Source organism: Bartonella bacilliformis KC583 (assembly GCF_000015445.1).
In the GTDB taxonomy this organism is placed as follows: Bacteria; Pseudomonadota; Alphaproteobacteria; order Rhizobiales; family Rhizobiaceae; genus Bartonella; species Bartonella bacilliformis.
On the sequence record NC_008783.1, the window covers coordinates 342,559 to 358,810 of the forward strand.

Here is a 16,252-nt window from a genome sequence, read left to right on the forward strand (position 1 = left end):
GTTATTTCTCCGTTTCGATGAGGCCTTTAACAAAAAGCCGATGCATACAAATGACGATTAAAACAGGTGGTATCATAGCAACAACTGATACTGCCATAAGGATATTCCATTGAGGATTATGTTGAAGTGACTCTACCACGAGCTGTTTCAGAATAATAAGAATAGTTTGATGATTTTGATCTGTTGTTACAATAAGAGGCCAGAGATACTGTATCCATCCATAAATGAACATAATGATAAATAAAGAGGCAATATTACTTTTGCTAAGAGGCAAGAGAATATCTTTGAAAAATTTGAACGGTCCTGCACCATCCATACGCGCAGCTTCTAAAAGTTCGTTAGGAACAGTCAGAAAAAATTGACGGAACAGGAATGTAGCGGTTGCTGATGCAATTAATGGAATAATAATTCCACCATAAGTATTGATCATTCCTAGCTGTGCGACCACTGTGTATGTTGGAATAATGCGCACTTCGATGGGGAGCATCAATGTAATGAAAATGAGAGCAAATGCAGTTTTGCGGAAAGGGAAGCGCATATAGACGATTGCATAAGCAGAGAAAAGAGAAATAATAATTTTTCCAATACTAATACTAATAGCCATAATAAATGAGTTCATTAAAAGTGGCCAAAGGCGAGGAAGGCCGAGTTGTACAAGGCCATCACCAAAGATAGTTTTGTAATTTTCGAAACCATATTGTCCTGGGAGAAGAGGAAGTATGCCAGTACTAAATGCAATTGAATTATGGGTTGAGGCGATTATCGCAACATAAACTGGAAAAAAAATAATGATAATACCGAGAATGAGGATGAGATGAGTCAGAAATGTCAAAAAAGGACGATTTTCAACCATGATTTTTCTCTTAATATTGTACGCGACGTTCAATCCAGCGAAACTGGATAAATGTTAAGATAATAACCATCAGCATTAATAGTGTTGATTGTGCTGCTGACGCACCAATTATATGATTTCTGAAACCGTCGTCATAGATTTTATAGACAAGTGTATTTGTTGCACGTGCAGGCCCTCCAGAGGTTATGTTATCAATAATCCCAAATGTATCGAACATAACATGATTGATATTGATAACAAGAAGGAAGAAGGTTGTCGGTGAAATTTGTGGGAAGATTACAGTCCAAAACCGCTTAAAGGGGGTAGCTCCATCAATTGCTGCTGCTTCTATTTGAGAACGCGGAATGGATTGAAGTCCAGCAAGAAAAAAGAGAAAATTGTAAGAGATTTGTTGCCAACTTGCAGCAATCACAATAAGGATCATTGCATGTGTTCCATTAACACGATGGTTCCATATAATTCCTATTTTTTCAAGGATAATAGGGAAAATTCCAATAGTTGGATGAAAAATAAATAACCATAATATTCCTGCTAATACCGGAGCAACTGCATAGGGCCAAAGTAAAAGGATAGTATAAGCTTTTTTTGCGCGGATCACACGATCAACGGAGACAGCTAAAAGAAGCGATATCGACATTGCAACAAAAGTAACGGAGGTAGAAAATATTATAGTTGTGAGAAGTGACTTTATATAAGAAGGATCAGATAAAACTGTTACGTAATTTTCAAAGCCAATGAAAGTTGTTGTAAAACCAAAAGGGTCTTCACGTTCAAAAGAAGATTTTATTGCTTGCACTGCAGGCCAGATAAAAAACAGGAAAATAATAAAAAGCTGAGGAAAAAGTAGCCAATAAGGGAGTAAACTATTTTTAAAATATGCAGATTTTTCTTGCATTTTCAATGCTCTTTAATAAGAGGCGTTAAAGTATGTACAAAAGGATTGAAAAACTTGTTTTTTGTCAAGTTTTTCATATTTAACGATAATTATGAAATTAATGGTTGGTCTTTTCAAATTCACGTAAGAGTCTATTTCCACGTTTAACCGCTGTATTCAATCCATTTTTGGGTGTTTTAAAGCCACTGAGAACAGCTTCTAATTCTTGATCAAGAATAGAACGAATTTGCGGTAAGTTACCAAATCTTATTCCCTTTGAGTTAGCTGTTGGTGGGTTTAAATTGATTTGTCGAATGGCAATATCTGCACCTAAATTTTTATCATAGAAATTTTGTTGTTTACTCAGTTCATAAGCTGTTTTTGTAATTGGAAGGTAGCCTGTTGTCTGATGCCATTTTACTTGATTATCTGCTCTTGAAAGGAATTTAAGGAAAGCTGCTGCGCCTGCGTATTCCTTAGCTGTATGACCTCTTAAAACCCAAATAGAAGCACCACCAACAATAGAATTTTGTGGTGTATTTTCTACATCAGAATAGTAAGGCAACATGCCAAAACCTACATCAAATTGAGCTTCTGAAACAATGCCACCAAGTGATCCTGAAGATTGTATAAAGATTGCACAATTTTGTGCCATAAACATTGGTCCCGAATCTAGTGCTCCAGCTGAGCCACCATAATAGAAAATACCTTGATCTGACCATTTTTTTAGATCAGTCCACATACGTATTTGCAAAGGTCCATTGATCGTCAATTCCGCATCAAGTCCACCTAAGCCATTGTTTTTCGTTCCGAAGGGAATATTGTGAAATGCTGAAAAATTTTCTAGGCCAATCCATTGAGCAGCATAAGCCATTGTAAAACCACATCTTGCTGCTTTGCTATCAATAATTTTTTTTGAAAATTTTTCGATATCTTTCCATGTTTTTGGTGGTTGTTCTGGATCAAGTCCAGCGTTTTTAAAAATATCTTTATTATAAAAAAGAATAGGTGTTGAAGCATTGAATGGCATAGAGAACATTCGTCCCTGAACATCAGAGTAATAGTTGCTGATAGCGGGCAAATAATCTGAAAAATCAAATTCTTGCCCCGTGTCAGCACTAAGCTGATAAATTGGATAAATGGCACCTTTTGCAGCCATCATAGTAGATGTACCGATTTCATAAATTTGGGCAAGAACTGGTTGTTGTTTTCCGCGAAAGGCAGCAATAAGTGAGACCATAGTTTCCTCATATTCGCCGCGAAATGAAGAAACAACAGTATAATCCGATTGGCTTTCATTAAAAGCATGAATCAAATCTTCAGTTTGTTTTCCTAGATCACCACTCATAGAGTGCCAAAAACTGATTGTTGTTTTTGCAAAAGCCGTTGCTGATGCAGTCATAGAAATTATAAATGCCGCCGCGAAAAGATAAAAACGGTTCATAATTCACCCCTTATGGATTGATAGAACACTGTTCTGCCAAGATTTATAGTGTTATCGATGAGTAATCATGATAGCTCTATTTCCAAAGTATGTGACCCATTTAAACATGAACCATGAAAAGGTCAAACGAATTTGTGTGCACCTATCAATTTTACTATTGTTATGGCGGTCGTATGTCAACAAATGTAATTACACACTAATAATACGAAAAGAAGAGTTATAAGGGATGAGCAAGAGGATAAATAATAGTATCCTTATTTAGATTAAATGTAGTAGTGGTAGGGTTTATTGTCTTCAGTTAGGTTCTATTTGGCCTCTGTGATATGTATTTTAAATGTTGCTTTTAAGGATATTATTGGTATTCCAATCGTATCATAATACATGTTTTAATCTTTTGTTATTGAGTTGATAATCGTATTTACATTGTATTGTATCATATCAAGATAAGTAGCAGCGGGGCCATTTTTTTCTGATAATGCATCGGAATAGAGAGTACCACCAATTTTAATGCCTGTTTCTTTTGAAATTTGCTTTATTAAACGGGGATTAGAGATATTTTCAATAAATATTGCAGACGCTTTGTTGGCTTTAATTTGTTTGATTAATTTAGCGACATCTGCTGCGGTGACTTCGACCTCTGTTGAAACACTTTCAGGAGCCAATATGGTGAAACCGTATTCATGAGCAAAATAGCCAAAGGCATCATGAGATGTAATAATCGTACGCTTATCTTCTGGAATGGCAGCAATTTGTGTTGTGATGGTTGTTTGTACGGCATTCAGTTTGTGGATATAGGCGCTAGCATTCTTATTGTAGCTGTCACATGATCGTTGATCGATTTCACAGAAGGCAGTTGCAATATTTTTGACATAAATTTTAACGTTAGGGATAGTTTGCCAAGCATGTGGATCAACATCGCTGTGCATATGATTATGTCCTGTATCATGCATATGGTGTTCTGTATCATGTGTGTGATTTTCGATCTGAAGAGGAAAAATGTTAGCGCTGGCTACAATCAGAGGTGCTTTTGTGCTATTTGCTGCGATTAGTCGATGAATAAAATTTTCTAGATATAGTCCATTGATAAAAATAATATGAGCGTCTTTTAAAGCCTTTGCATCACGAGGGGTTGGTTCATACATGTGAATATTGGCATTACGACCAACAAGAGTTGTCATGACAATACGATCACCTCCTACATTTTTGACTAAATCTGCGAGAATAGAAAAACTTACAACAACTTTTATCTTGTCGTGCGCAATAGCAGAAAATGTGAATAAGGAAAAAAGTGAAAGAAGACCTAGCAGAATGAATGGTTTAACAAATTTTCTCATGATGATTGCCTTATAATAAAGGAGAAGAATAAAATAAGCGAGGGAACCACGTTACAATGAGGCCGCGTGGGCTTATGAGGCAAGAAAGAAGATACATAAATCCTGCAACCATAATGATAGCAGGACCAGAGGGAAGTGACATATGAAAAGAAACTAATAGACCAAATATGCTAGAAATTATTCCCAAAATAACAGAAAGTACACAAATAGGGCCTAGATGTGAAAGCCAAAAACGGGCTGTGATAGCTGGGATCATCATAATCCCAATAGACAATAATGTTCCAAGTGATTGGAAACCACCAACCAAATTAAACACCATAAGTTTAAGCAATAATATGTGTATATATTTTCCTAATGGAGAAAATGATCTAAAAAACAAAGGATCAAGGCTTTCTATAACAAAAGCGCGCCAGAAAATGCATAGACTGCTCACCGTTATTATTGTTATAGCGGCAATGAGCCAAAGAGTTTGTGCATCGATTGCTAATATTGAACCAAACAAAAGATGGAGCAGATCAATCATTGATCCTTTGAGTGAAATAATAATGATGCCTGCTGCTAGCGCAATAAGATAGAAGACTGCCATAGATGCATCTTCTTTTTGCAAACTATTTCGTGAAATCAAAGCAGTTGCTAGTGCAACAAGGAGGCCAGCTAAGATACCACCGATCGTCATGGGTATGAGAGAGAGTCCAAAAAAAAGAAAAGCGGTAGCAACACCAGGAAGAATGGCGTGAGATATGGCATCGCCCGTTAAACTCATACCACGCAGCACTAAAAGTACACCAATAGGGCAAGCGCTGATTGTCAATAAAATTGAAGCTATTAAAGCATTTTGCATAAATTGGAAATCAATAAAAGGAGAAAAGAAAAGGCTATACATTTATGATGATCCAATTTCATTACAGTCATTGATAGTAAGATTCTGTAGAACGATAAGAAAAAAGCTGGGTATAGAAGGGCTGCATGATATCATGATTGTTGGTTTTGAAGAACTGTATAGTTTCTCCATAACAAGCACATTGTTTATTAATCTGAATCATTTGAGGAAAATGTTTTTGAACCATGCAGGAATCATGCAGTGCTACGAGGATTGTTCGGCCTTGTTGGTGCCAATGAGCAATGAGTGCAAGGAGGTCTTTTTGAGTATTAAGATCTACGCCGTTAAAGGGTTCATCGAGTAATATAATATCAGAATCCTGCACAATAATGCGCGCAAAAAGGGCCCGTTGTAATTGTCCATTTGATAATTCATCAAGTGAACGGTGAGCCAACGCTGTAAGGCCAACCATTTCTAATGCATTTTGAACTTTGTATTGATAAGGACGTTGGTTTTTTAATAATCCACAAAAAGACCATAACCCTGTTTTGATAAGTGCTTCCACATTAATTGGAAACGTTCGATCGATATCGCATTGCTGAGCAAGGTAGGCAATACGGTTTTGTGTTGGTTTTACAATTTTTCCACTGATCGGTTTAATTAATCCAGCAATGGCTTTCAGGAGTGTAGATTTTCCAGAACCGTTATCACCCGTTATTGCAATTAATGAATGCGCAGCTATCTTTGTTGAAAACTCTTTAATTATTATTTTATTTGCATAGCTTAGTGTTACATTGTCGAAATGCAAGTCCATCATGGATACCATCTTGTTATTATGTATAAAAGGTTATGTTATATAGTTACATTTGTCAATAAAGTGTTCTACCTTTCGTATTTTTAGGGAGTTGTGTGTGGCAATGGTAAGATAGTGGAAAATTAAAAATAGCATTTGAATTTTTCTTGCATGCTATATCATGTATGTATACCATATATAGTGTCAGAATGATTTGTGATTCCAAATAAATGCAAGTCATTGAAGAGTGTAGTGTGTCTTATTTGAGATCCAAATTGCTTCTACGATATAACAGCAAACAGAAAAGTGTATGAGTAGGTATACGGGATAAAAATTCTACTAAAATGTTTATTTTGGAGGGTTTTGTTCGTTGTTTGTGAGTTAAAGCCTGTTTTGAATGCAAAAAATCAAAACAAAGGACTAAAGAGAAGCCGTGAAGATAGTGTATTTTTTCATCGGGTTTTGTTTTTGAAAAAACGATAAAAAGAGAGTCAAATGCCGGTATGTGCTCATTTTGTGTCAATGATTTTTGATTATTTGCGTGAGGGGGATAGTGATTGAGGTTGTATTCAGAGGTTTGTGTATTATTGTTAACCGAAGCGTGACTGCGCGTATTTTTACATACGATTTTTATCTTTATCATTTTTAAGTGTCTGTAATCGATTAGATCTTAAGTATTTTTGTAATCATAAGAGTTAATTCTTTTTTTGGTTATTTTTTAGAATATGAAAGTTGAAGAGAATGCCTGTTACTATTTATAGCAAGCCGTCTTGTGTTCAGTGCAATGCTACTTATCGTGCCTTTGATGCTAAGGGTGTTGATTATCGTATCGTTGATATTTCTTGTGATGAACAAGCCTATAATTTTGTGCAATCTTTGGGGTATCGTCAGGTTCCTGTAGTCGTGTGTGGTGAGAATCATTGGTCAGGTTTTAGACCAGATATGATTGATGGTCTTTGTGGTTAATGGGGCTGATTGTTTATTATTCGAGTGCAACGGGTAATACTGAACATTTTGTTTCTCAGCTTGGTCAACGGTTTTTCAAAATTGATAAGAAGATATCATCTGCACTAGTTTATGAGCCTTATGTTTTGGTTGTCCCTACTTATGCAGATGGCGAGGGGAGGAAGGCTGTTCCAAAGCCAGTTATTCATTTCCTTAATGAGGTTGAAAATCGCAAATTGATGCGTGGTGTTATTGGTGGTGGGAACCGTAATTTCGGTCGTAATTATAGTTTAGCAAGCAAAATCATCGCTGAAAAATGTTCTGTGCCCTGTCTCTATAATTTTGAGCTGCGTGGAACTGACGAAGATGTTATTTGCGTTAAAAAGGGATTAGAAAAGTTTTGGAAACAGTAAGTACGAAAGGGCTGCAAAGGCCAGATCAAATCACAGACTATCATGCGCTGAATGCGATGCTTAATCTTTATGATGAAAATGGTCATATTCAATTTGATATGGATCGACGTGCTGCACGGCAGTATTTTCTCCAGCATGTTAATCAAAATACGGTTTTTTTCCATAATCTAAAGGAGAAAATAAATTACCTGATAGAGGAAGGGTATTATGAGAAGGCGTTATTTGAGCTTTATGATTTTTCTTTTATCAAAAGGCTTTTTAAACGCGCTTACGCATTTAAGTTTCGTTTTCCTACTTTTTTAGGTGCATTTAAATATTATACAAGTTACACGCTAAAGACTTTTGATGGAACTCGCTATCTTGAGCGTTATGAGGATCGTGTTTGTCTTGTCGCTTTATACTTAGCACAAGGAAATAAAGATTTTGCCGAGAGCTGCGTAGATGAAATTATGACAGGACGGTTTCAACCTGCAACACCAACATTTTTAAATGCAGGAAAAAAGCAACGAGGCGAATTGGTGTCATGTTTTTTATTGCGGGTTGAAGACAATATGGAATCGATTGGTCGTTCAGTTAATTCAGCTTTGCAACTTTCAAAGCGTGGAGGGGGAGTAGCACTTTGTCTAACTAATTTGCGGGAAGCAGGGGCGCCAATCAAACAAATAGAAAATCAGTCATCGGGTGTTTTACCCGTAATGAAATTGTTAGAAGATTCATTTTCTTATGCTAATCAGCTTGGTGCACGGCAGGGGGCTGGTGCTGTTTATCTGCATGCTCATCATTTAGATATTATGAAATTTTTGGATACAAAGCGTGAAAATGCTGATGAAAAAGTAAGAATCAAAACTCTTTCGCTTGGTGTCGTTATTCCTGATATTACTTTTGAACTTGCACGTAATAATGAGGATATGTATCTATTTTCACCTTATGATATCGAGCGTGTTGTAGGAAAACCTTTTAGCGATATTTCTTTGACAGAGCATTATCGGTCTTTTGTTGATAATCCAAAAATCCGTAAAAAGAAAATAAGTGCTCGTGTCTTTTTCCAGACATTAGCAGAAATTCAATTTGAATCAGGTTATCCGTATATTTTGTTTGAAGATACAGCTAATCGCGCTAATCCTGTAGCAGGACGCATTAATATGAGCAATTTATGTTCAGAAATTTTGCAAATAAATGAAGCAAGTGAATTAGAAACAGATTTGGGTTATCGTACTGTTGGAAGCGATATTTCCTGTAATCTTGGGTCAATGAATATTGCAAAAGCAATGGATAGTAGTGATTTTGGTCGCACTGTGGAAACAGCTGTTCGTGCTCTTACGGCTGTTTCTGATATGAGTAATATTGCTTGTGTGCCTTCTATTGCAAAAGGGAATGCTGAAAGTCATGCGATTGGCTTGGGGCAAATGAATTTGCATGGTTTTTTAGCGCGTGAAAAGATCTATTATGGCTCGCCAGAGGCGATTGATTTCACCAATATCTATTTTTATACAGTAACATATCATGCATTGCGCGCTTCTAATTTGATTGCACGCGAACGTCAGGAAAAGTTTGCAGGATTTGAAAAGTCAGCTTACGCAGATGGCTGTTTTTTTGAAAAATATATTAAGAGAGAGTGGAAGCCACAATTTTTGCTTGTACAAGAGATTTTTGCGCGTAATAATATACTTATTCCAACTCAAGGGGATTGGAAGAAACTTAAGGAATTGATTGCCAAATATGGGCTTTATAATCGCAATCTTCAGGCTGTACCGCCTACAGGGTCGATTTCCTATATCAATCACGCAACTTCTTCTATCCATCCCATTGCCTCAAAAATTGAAATTCGCAAAGAGGGTAAAATTGGACGTGTTTATTATCCTGCTCCTTATATGGATAATACAAATTTAAATTTTTACCAGGATGCTTATGAGATTGGTCCTGAAAAAATTATCGATACTTATGCAGCAGCTACACAGCATGTTGATCAAGGTCTTTCATTAACTTTGTTTTTTCCTGATACGGCGACGACGCGTGATATTAATCGTGCACAAATTTATGCATGGAAAAAGGGCATAAAGAGTATTTATTATATACGGCTGCGGCAAAAGGCGTTAAGTGGAACAGAAGTTGAAGGCTGTGTTTCGTGCAGCTTATAGGAGATGACCATAATGACACAAATTACAACGAAAAATTCTGTTGTTCGCGCGGTCAATTGGAATAGGTTGCATGATGAAAAAGATCTTGAAGTTTGGAATCGTTTAACGGGAAATTTTTGGTTACCTGAGAAAGTTCCTCTTTCTAATGATATTCCTTCATGGGAAAGCCTAACAGAGGAAGAAAAAAAGCTAACGATCCGTGTTTTTACAGGGTTAACTTTGCTTGATACAGTTCAAAATACTGTGGGAGCTGTTTCGCTTATGGCTGATGCTGTAACGGAGCATGAGGAAGCTGTTTTGACAAATATTGCTTTCATGGAAGCAGTGCATGCACGTTCTTATTCTTCGATTTTTTCGACTTTATGTTTGACAGTAGATGTTGATGATGCTTTTAGATGGTCAGAAGAGAATGTTTATTTGCAGAAAAAGGCAAAGTTAGTTCTTGAGCATTATGAAGCGAATGATCCGCTAAAGAAAAAGATCGCCTCGACCTTTCTGGAGAGCTTTTTATTCTATTCTGGTTTTTATTTACCTATGTATTGGTCAAGTCGCGCTAAGCTAACCAATACAGCTGATTTAATTCGGCTTATTATTCGTGATGAAGCCATACATGGTTATTATATTGGCTATAAATTTCAATTAGGATTTGCGAAACTTAATGAAGCCCAAAAACAAGAGATGAAGGATTTTACCTTCAATATGTTGTTTGATCTTTACAATATTGAATGTAAGTATACAGAAGATCTCTATGATTCTCTTGGATTGACAGAAGATGTTAAGGTCTTTCTTCATTATAATGCGAATAAGGCATTAATGAATTTGGGTTTTGAGTCCCTTTTCCCATCTGAAGTTTGTCGAGTTAATCCTGCCATTTTGGCAGCTTTATCGCCTAACTCTGATGAAAATCACGACTTTTTTTCAGGTTCAGGCTCTTCTTATGTTATTGGAAAAGCAGTTGCAACCACAGATGAAGATTGGGAATTTTAAGTATTTAATGAAAAGAGAATTGCGCGGGGTATACCGCTAAGATCATCGCGTATTTTCAAACATTTAAATCCATTTTTTTCAAACAAATTGCAGACTTCTTTTTTTTGAGAATAGCCAATTTCGACAGCTATATAGCCTTCTTCTTTTAGATAAGTTGCTGATTCATCAGCAAGTTTTCGGTAGAAATCAAGGCCATCTTTTCCGCCAATGAGTGCGCGCAATGGGTCATATTGGCGCACTTCTTTTGCAAGGTTTGGGATATCTTTTTCTGGAATATAGGGGGGATTAGAAATAATCAGATCAAATTGACCTGTAACAGTATTAAACCAGTTGCTAAGCAAGGGAGTAAAGCGATGTAAAACATCTGCATTCTTTGCATTTTGTGTTGCTGTTTTTAAAGCATCTTCTGCAATGTCAACCGCTACGGCACAAGTTTGAACCACTTGTTTAAGAATTGCAATAGCAATGGCACCAGTTCCTGTTCCCATATCCAGTAATGTCGCTTTTCCTGATTTTTTTACTTTTTTCTTGAGAATTGGCAAAACAAGATCAATGAGTATTTCTGTATCAGGGCGCGGTTCTAGAGTTTCTTTAGATAAAGCGAATGATATGCCATAAAATTCTCGTGTTCCAATAATACGATGAGTAGGTTCACCAGAAATACGCCGTTTTATAGCTTCTTCTAATTGTGCAATCTGTTGAGAAGATAGGCACATGTCCGGTTGGAGAATTCTATCAATAGTGCTTGTGCTTGTTACCCATTCAACAAGAAGTTTTGTGTCAAGATTAGCTTCAGAAATTCCTTGATTTTGTAATTTTTCTCGTGTTTTCCGAATAGCATGATTAAGAGAATGATTGCTCATGCGTTATCATTTATTTCAGTCAGAAGGGCTGTTTGGTGATTAGAAATAAGCGGGTTAATAAGCTCGTCAAGATCTCCTTCCATGATACGATCGAGTTTATATAAAGTAAGATTAATTCGATGGTCAGTGACACGTCCTTGCGGAAAATTATAGGTACGAATACGTTCTGACCGATCACCGGAGCCAACTTGAGTTTTACGGGACGCTGAGCGTTCACTTTCTGCTTTTTGTCGTTCAATATCGAATAAGCGTGAGCGTAAAATTTGGAGTGCACGTGCTCGGTTTTGGTGTTGTGACTTTTCTGCTTGTACAACCATAATTCCTGTTGGAATATGAGTAATACGAACAGCTGAATCTGTTGTATTGACGTGCTGTCCACCCGCACCAGAGGCACGCATTGTGTCGATGCGAATATCTTCTGGGCGAATTTCGATATCGATTTCTTCAGCTTCTGGCAGGACTGCAACGGTAGCAGCTGATGTATGGATACGTCCGCTTGTTTCTGTTTCAGGAACGCGTTGTACACGGTGAACACCTGATTCAAATTTAAGTTTAGAAAATACGCCTTTTCCTGAAATAGTTGCAATAATTTCCTTATATCCACCAACTTCACTATCACTTAATGAAACAACTTCAACTTTCCATTTATGAGCATTGGCATAGCGTTCATACATGCGAAAAAGATCACCAGCAAAAAGTGCAGCTTCTGATCCACCAGTTCCTGCTCGAATTTCAATGATAGCGCTTTTTTCATCAGCGATATCTTTGGGTAAAAGAAGAATTTGGATTTCTTGCTCGAGCTGTTCAATTTTTTGACGTAATAATACGAGCTCTTCCTGAGCAAGGGCATACATATCTGCATCTATTTGTGTTGTGTTGGCCATAGCCTCGAGCTCTGTTACTTCTTTATAAAGAGCGTTTAATGTTCGGATAGGAGTGACAATCTGTTGTAGTTCTGCATATTCAGAAGCTAATTTTACATAAGTTTCAGCATTGGGATTTTGAGCCATTTGGCTTTCAATGATTTCGAAGCGTTTTTCAATCTGCTTCATACGGTCTTGCGATAAAGAAACCATGGCAATATTAATTTAATTCTATTATTATAGAGCAGTCGACAATGTCATATCATTGTATGATAGAAGCTTGATAAAGCAGAAAAACGCTCTTGCCAATAAAAACTTATAAAGTTTTTAGGTTGAATTTGCATAAGGTTTAATTTTTATTGAGCAATTTCCTGGTTATGTATATAAAATCATCGATTTAGGAATTCCGTTTTTTCCCATAAAGTTCAAGACGATGATGGATCACGTCATAGCCGAGAGAATGAGCAATCTCTTTTTGTATATTTTCAATAATATCAGACTGGAATTCAATAATTTGTCCTGTATCTATGTCAATAAGATGATCATGGTGCTCGCCATCTGCTTGCTCGAAACGAGATGGACCGCCATTAAAAGCATGGCGATGAATGGTTCCATTTAATTCTAATATTTTCATTGTGCGATAAACAGTGGATAGCGAAATACTTGAATCTATTTTATTAGCGCGCTGAAAAATTTCAAACGCATTGGGATGATCATCTGTATAGGCCAAAATATCAAGGATAATGCGCCTTTGACGCGTTATTCTTAGGCCTGAAGTCTGCAATGTTTGTTCATAACTTTGCTTTTTATCCATTTTAACTGTCTACTTAACCGTCCATTTTGGGGATGAAAGATCCATGGCAATGCTTGTATTTTTTGCTTGAGCCGCAGGGACAAAGCTCGTTACGTCCCACTTTTTCCCATGTGGACGAATCACCAGGATCACGTTTTATCGGATCAGAGACCTCAGTGTTGTTCTGCATTTGTGCCCATAAAATACCATCTTTTTTGTCTATATTACGAGATGTAGAATGTTCAGCATACATTTCTTGAGGCATTGTTGATTCTAGAGGGTGCTGAACAATCTCGAAAGACATCAGTTTAGAAACGACATCTCTACGTAAATTTTTGAGCATAGTTTGAAAGAGTTCAAATGCTTCTGTTTTGTATTCATTAAGTGGATCTCGTTGTGCATAACCACGAAAGCCAATGACAGAGCGTAAATGGTCCAAATTAATTAGATGCTCACGCCACAGCATATCAATTGTTTTGAGTAATATAGCTTTATGGAAATAAACCATCATTTCTGGACTGTAGTGCTCAGTGCGTTCATTTTCAAATTTGGTAACAGCGTCTAATATACGCTCAAGGATTTGCTGTTCAGCAATTCCATCTTCTTTAACCCACTCTTCTATCGGAAGTTCAAGATTAAAGCATTGAGACAGTTCACTTTGTAGAGCTTTTGCATTCCATTTTTCAGAATATGTTCCAGACGGGATATGAGTTTCTATCAGATCTTCGATGACGTCATTGCGCATTTCAATCATCATGTCAGTCAGATTTTCTGCATTCATGATTTCCATACGCTGCTCAAAAATAACTTTGCGCTGATCATTCATCACATCGTCATATTTTAAAAGATTTTTGCGAATTTCGAAATTTCGTGCTTCGACCTTTTTTTGGGCTTTTTCAAGCGCTTTATTGATCCATGGGTGGATAATAGCTTCATTTTCTTTCAATCCAAGTTTTTGCAATATACTATCCATACGGTCAGAACCGAAGATACGCATAAGATCATCTTGAAGAGAGAGAAAGAATTTTGAGCGACCAGGATCACCTTGGCGGCCAGAGCGGCCACGGAGCTGATTATCAATGCGACGGCTTTCATGGCGTTCAGTAGCAAGGACATAAAGACCACCAGCTGCTAACGATTTTTCTTTAAGTTTCTGAACGTCTTGCTTAATTTTTTCAATCTTAGCAGTTCGTTCTGATCCTTCAGGAATATCCTGTAATTCTTGTCGGATTCGCATCTCGATATTCCCACCGAGCTGTATGTCGGTTCCACGGCCTGCCATGTTCGTTGCGATAGTTAATGCTCCAGGCACGCCAGCTTGTGCAACAATATACGCTTCTTGTTCGTGGTAGCGAGCATTTAAAACTTTAAAATCAGTAATACCCTCTTTTCGCAAGCGTTCTGCCAATTGCTCTGATTTTTCAATAGAAGTTGTGCCAACAAGAATAGGCTGTCCTTTTTCATGTGCTTGACGAATGTCACGCACAATCGCACGGTATTTCTCTTCTGTTGTTCGATAAATTTCATCGTCTTCATCAAGACGTTGTACTGGGAGATTTGTAGGGATTTCAACAACTTCAAGACCATAGATATTGCTAAATTCTTCCGCTTCTGTTGTAGCAGTTCCGGTCATACCAGATAGCTTTTCATACATACGGAAATAATTTTGGAAAGTGATAGAAGCTAATGTTTGATTTTCTGGTTGAATAGCGACATGCTCTTTAGCTTCCAACGCTTGGTGTAAACCTTCAGAATAACGCCGTCCTGGCATCATACGGCCTGTAAATTCATCAATAATAACGATTTCGCCATTGCGAACAATGTAATCTTTATCACGGACAAATAGCTTATGGGCTTTTAAGGCATTGTTAACGTGGTGAACAATAGCAACATTTTCGATATCGTAGAGACTATCATTTTTAAGATGCCCAGCTTGTTCGAGCATTTTTTCAATTTTCTCGGTACCGATTTCGGTAAAGGTTGTTGTTTTTTGTTTTTCATCTATTTCGTAATCCTCTGGTGTGAGGTTAGGAATAAATGTATTAACGAGATTATAGAAATCCGTGCGATCCTCCAAAGGACCGGAAATAATAAGCGGAGTGCGGGCTTCATCGATGAGAATTGAATCAACTTCATCGATAATTGCATAATGATGTCCGCGTTGGACCATTTGACTACGGTCAAAGGTCATATTATCACGCAGATAATCAAAACCTAATTCATTATTGGTCGCATAAGTGATGTCGCATGCGTAAGCTGCTCGACGGGCATTAGTATCAAGATCATGCAAAATTACACCCGTTGTTAAACCTAGAAAACTGTAGATCTTTCCCATTGTTTCAGCATCACGATTAGCGAGATAATCATTCACTGTAACAACATGAACACCTTTTCCTTCTAATGCATTGAGATAAACTGGTAGGGTTGCCATTAATGTTTTGCCTTCACCAGTACGCATTTCAGCAATGCCTCTGTTATGCAAAACCATTCCACCAATGAGCTGTACATCGAAAGGACGCATGTTATAAACACGCTTTGCTGCTTCACGAACAGTTGCAAAGGCTTCTGGTAAGAGCGAATCAATCGTTTCTCCATCAGTTAATCGCTGGCGAAACTCATCGGTTTTTTGACAAAGTTCTCCATCGCTTAACTTTTGGAAGTGTTCTTCCAAAGCACTAATTTGTAAAGCTTTTTGGCGAAGTCTTTTGATACGACTCTCACGAGCTGATCCAAAGAGTTTACGTGCAATGATGCTTAAACTAACCATCTCTGGTCCTTTCTTTTATTTATTATCACTGCTATTAGTTGCTTCATAGGCTAAACTATATTCTGTGCTTTCTAAGGTATTTTGTACGATTAGAAGCGATATCATCATCTTTTCCGGTGTGTTGCCTTTTTACTTTGATTTTTAGTTAGAAATAAAGGGCTAAGTGCATCGTGTCAACTTTAGTAATTCTTTCTGGTTGATTAGAGTATGGAATAATTTAGGGTATAATAATAGCATCTTCTAAGTTACTATGTTGGGCATTATCTATATGATTTATATGAATAAGATAGAAGGACAAATTTTCTATCTTTTGAATAAAGGTGTTAATTCTATCATTTTAAAGCTTAAAGTGCTATGGTAAAGAA

At 37.0% G+C, this 16,252-nt stretch carries 14 protein-coding genes; 4 read left to right on the forward strand and 10 right to left on the reverse strand.

The window, feature by feature from the left end; translation table 11 throughout:
* Window position 1: 1 nt before the first annotated feature.
* The 6 genes from ugpE to BARBAKC583_RS01690 form a co-directional block, all read right to left on the reverse strand.
* Window positions 2–853 (reverse strand): sn-glycerol-3-phosphate ABC transporter permease UgpE, encoded by an 852-nt coding sequence (gene ugpE / locus BARBAKC583_RS01665; protein ID WP_005766295.1) that lies wholly within the window; start codon window positions 851–853, stop codon window positions 2–4.
* Window positions 854–863: 10 nt separating this feature from the next.
* Window positions 864–1,748, reverse strand: a complete 885-nt coding sequence (gene ugpA, locus BARBAKC583_RS01670; RefSeq protein ID WP_005766297.1) for a sn-glycerol-3-phosphate ABC transporter permease UgpA — start codon at window positions 1,746–1,748, stop codon at window positions 864–866.
* 97 nt (window positions 1,749–1,845) lie between these two features.
* A complete protein-coding gene (ugpB, locus tag BARBAKC583_RS01675; protein WP_005766299.1) occupies window positions 1,846–3,171 on the reverse strand; it encodes a sn-glycerol-3-phosphate ABC transporter substrate-binding protein UgpB in 1,326 nt (441 codons plus the stop codon).
* A gap of 386 nt (window positions 3,172–3,557) precedes the next feature.
* Window positions 3,558–4,505: a metal ABC transporter solute-binding protein, Zn/Mn family gene (locus BARBAKC583_RS01680; RefSeq protein ID WP_005766301.1), complete on the reverse strand. Its 948-nt coding sequence runs from the start codon at window positions 4,503–4,505 to the stop codon at window positions 3,558–3,560.
* Between the two features lie 10 nt (window positions 4,506–4,515).
* The gene (locus tag BARBAKC583_RS01685) at window positions 4,516–5,388 is read right to left on the reverse strand and encodes a metal ABC transporter permease (RefSeq protein WP_005766303.1); all 873 of its coding nucleotides are present in this window, start codon (window positions 5,386–5,388) and stop codon (window positions 4,516–4,518) included.
* Between the two features lie 25 nt (window positions 5,389–5,413).
* A complete protein-coding gene (locus BARBAKC583_RS01690) occupies window positions 5,414–6,139 on the reverse strand; it encodes an ABC transporter ATP-binding protein (RefSeq protein ID WP_005766305.1) in 726 nt (241 codons plus the stop codon).
* Window positions 6,140–6,859: 720 nt separating this feature from the next.
* Here BARBAKC583_RS01690 and nrdH point away from each other — a divergent pair.
* Genes nrdH through nrdF form a run of 4 tightly spaced genes read left to right on the forward strand, consistent with a single transcriptional unit; the run spans window position 6,860 to window position 10,601 of the window.
* Window positions 6,860–7,084, forward strand: a complete 225-nt coding sequence (gene nrdH / locus BARBAKC583_RS01695) for a glutaredoxin-like protein NrdH (RefSeq protein ID WP_005766307.1) — start codon at window positions 6,860–6,862, stop codon at window positions 7,082–7,084.
* Window positions 7,084–7,476, forward strand: a complete 393-nt coding sequence (gene nrdI, locus BARBAKC583_RS01700; protein WP_005766309.1) for a class Ib ribonucleoside-diphosphate reductase assembly flavoprotein NrdI — start codon at window positions 7,084–7,086, stop codon at window positions 7,474–7,476. Before nrdH ends, nrdI begins: the two co-directional genes overlap by 1 nt.
* Window positions 7,464–9,614 carry a class 1b ribonucleoside-diphosphate reductase subunit alpha gene (gene nrdE, locus BARBAKC583_RS01705; RefSeq protein ID WP_011807312.1) on the forward strand — a complete coding sequence of 717 codons (2,151 nt, stop codon included), beginning with the start codon at window positions 7,464–7,466 and terminating at the stop codon, window positions 9,612–9,614. Before nrdI ends, nrdE begins: the two co-directional genes overlap by 13 nt.
* Window positions 9,615–9,626: 12 nt before the next feature.
* Window positions 9,627–10,601, forward strand: a complete 975-nt coding sequence (gene nrdF, locus BARBAKC583_RS01710; protein WP_005766313.1) for a class 1b ribonucleoside-diphosphate reductase subunit beta — start codon at window positions 9,627–9,629, stop codon at window positions 10,599–10,601.
* On the opposite strand, the gene prmC is transcribed toward nrdF, so the two are convergent.
* From prmC to secA, 4 genes are all read right to left on the reverse strand, one after another.
* Window positions 10,598–11,464, reverse strand: a complete 867-nt coding sequence (gene prmC, locus BARBAKC583_RS01715) for a peptide chain release factor N(5)-glutamine methyltransferase (protein WP_005766315.1) — start codon at window positions 11,462–11,464, stop codon at window positions 10,598–10,600. The genes nrdF and prmC overlap by 4 nt on opposite strands.
* A complete protein-coding gene (gene prfA / locus BARBAKC583_RS01720) occupies window positions 11,461–12,540 on the reverse strand; it encodes a peptide chain release factor 1 (protein WP_005766317.1) in 1,080 nt (359 codons plus the stop codon). The genes prmC and prfA overlap by 4 nt, the downstream gene beginning before the upstream one ends.
* A gap of 184 nt (window positions 12,541–12,724) precedes the next feature.
* A complete protein-coding gene (locus BARBAKC583_RS01725) occupies window positions 12,725–13,141 on the reverse strand; it encodes a Fur family transcriptional regulator (protein WP_005766321.1) in 417 nt (138 codons plus the stop codon).
* Window positions 13,142–13,154: 13 nt separating this feature from the next.
* Window positions 13,155–15,887, reverse strand: coding sequence for a preprotein translocase subunit SecA (secA, locus tag BARBAKC583_RS01730; RefSeq protein WP_005766323.1), 2,733 nt, complete (start codon window positions 15,885–15,887; stop codon window positions 13,155–13,157).
* Between the last annotated feature and the right edge of the window lie 365 nt (window positions 15,888–16,252).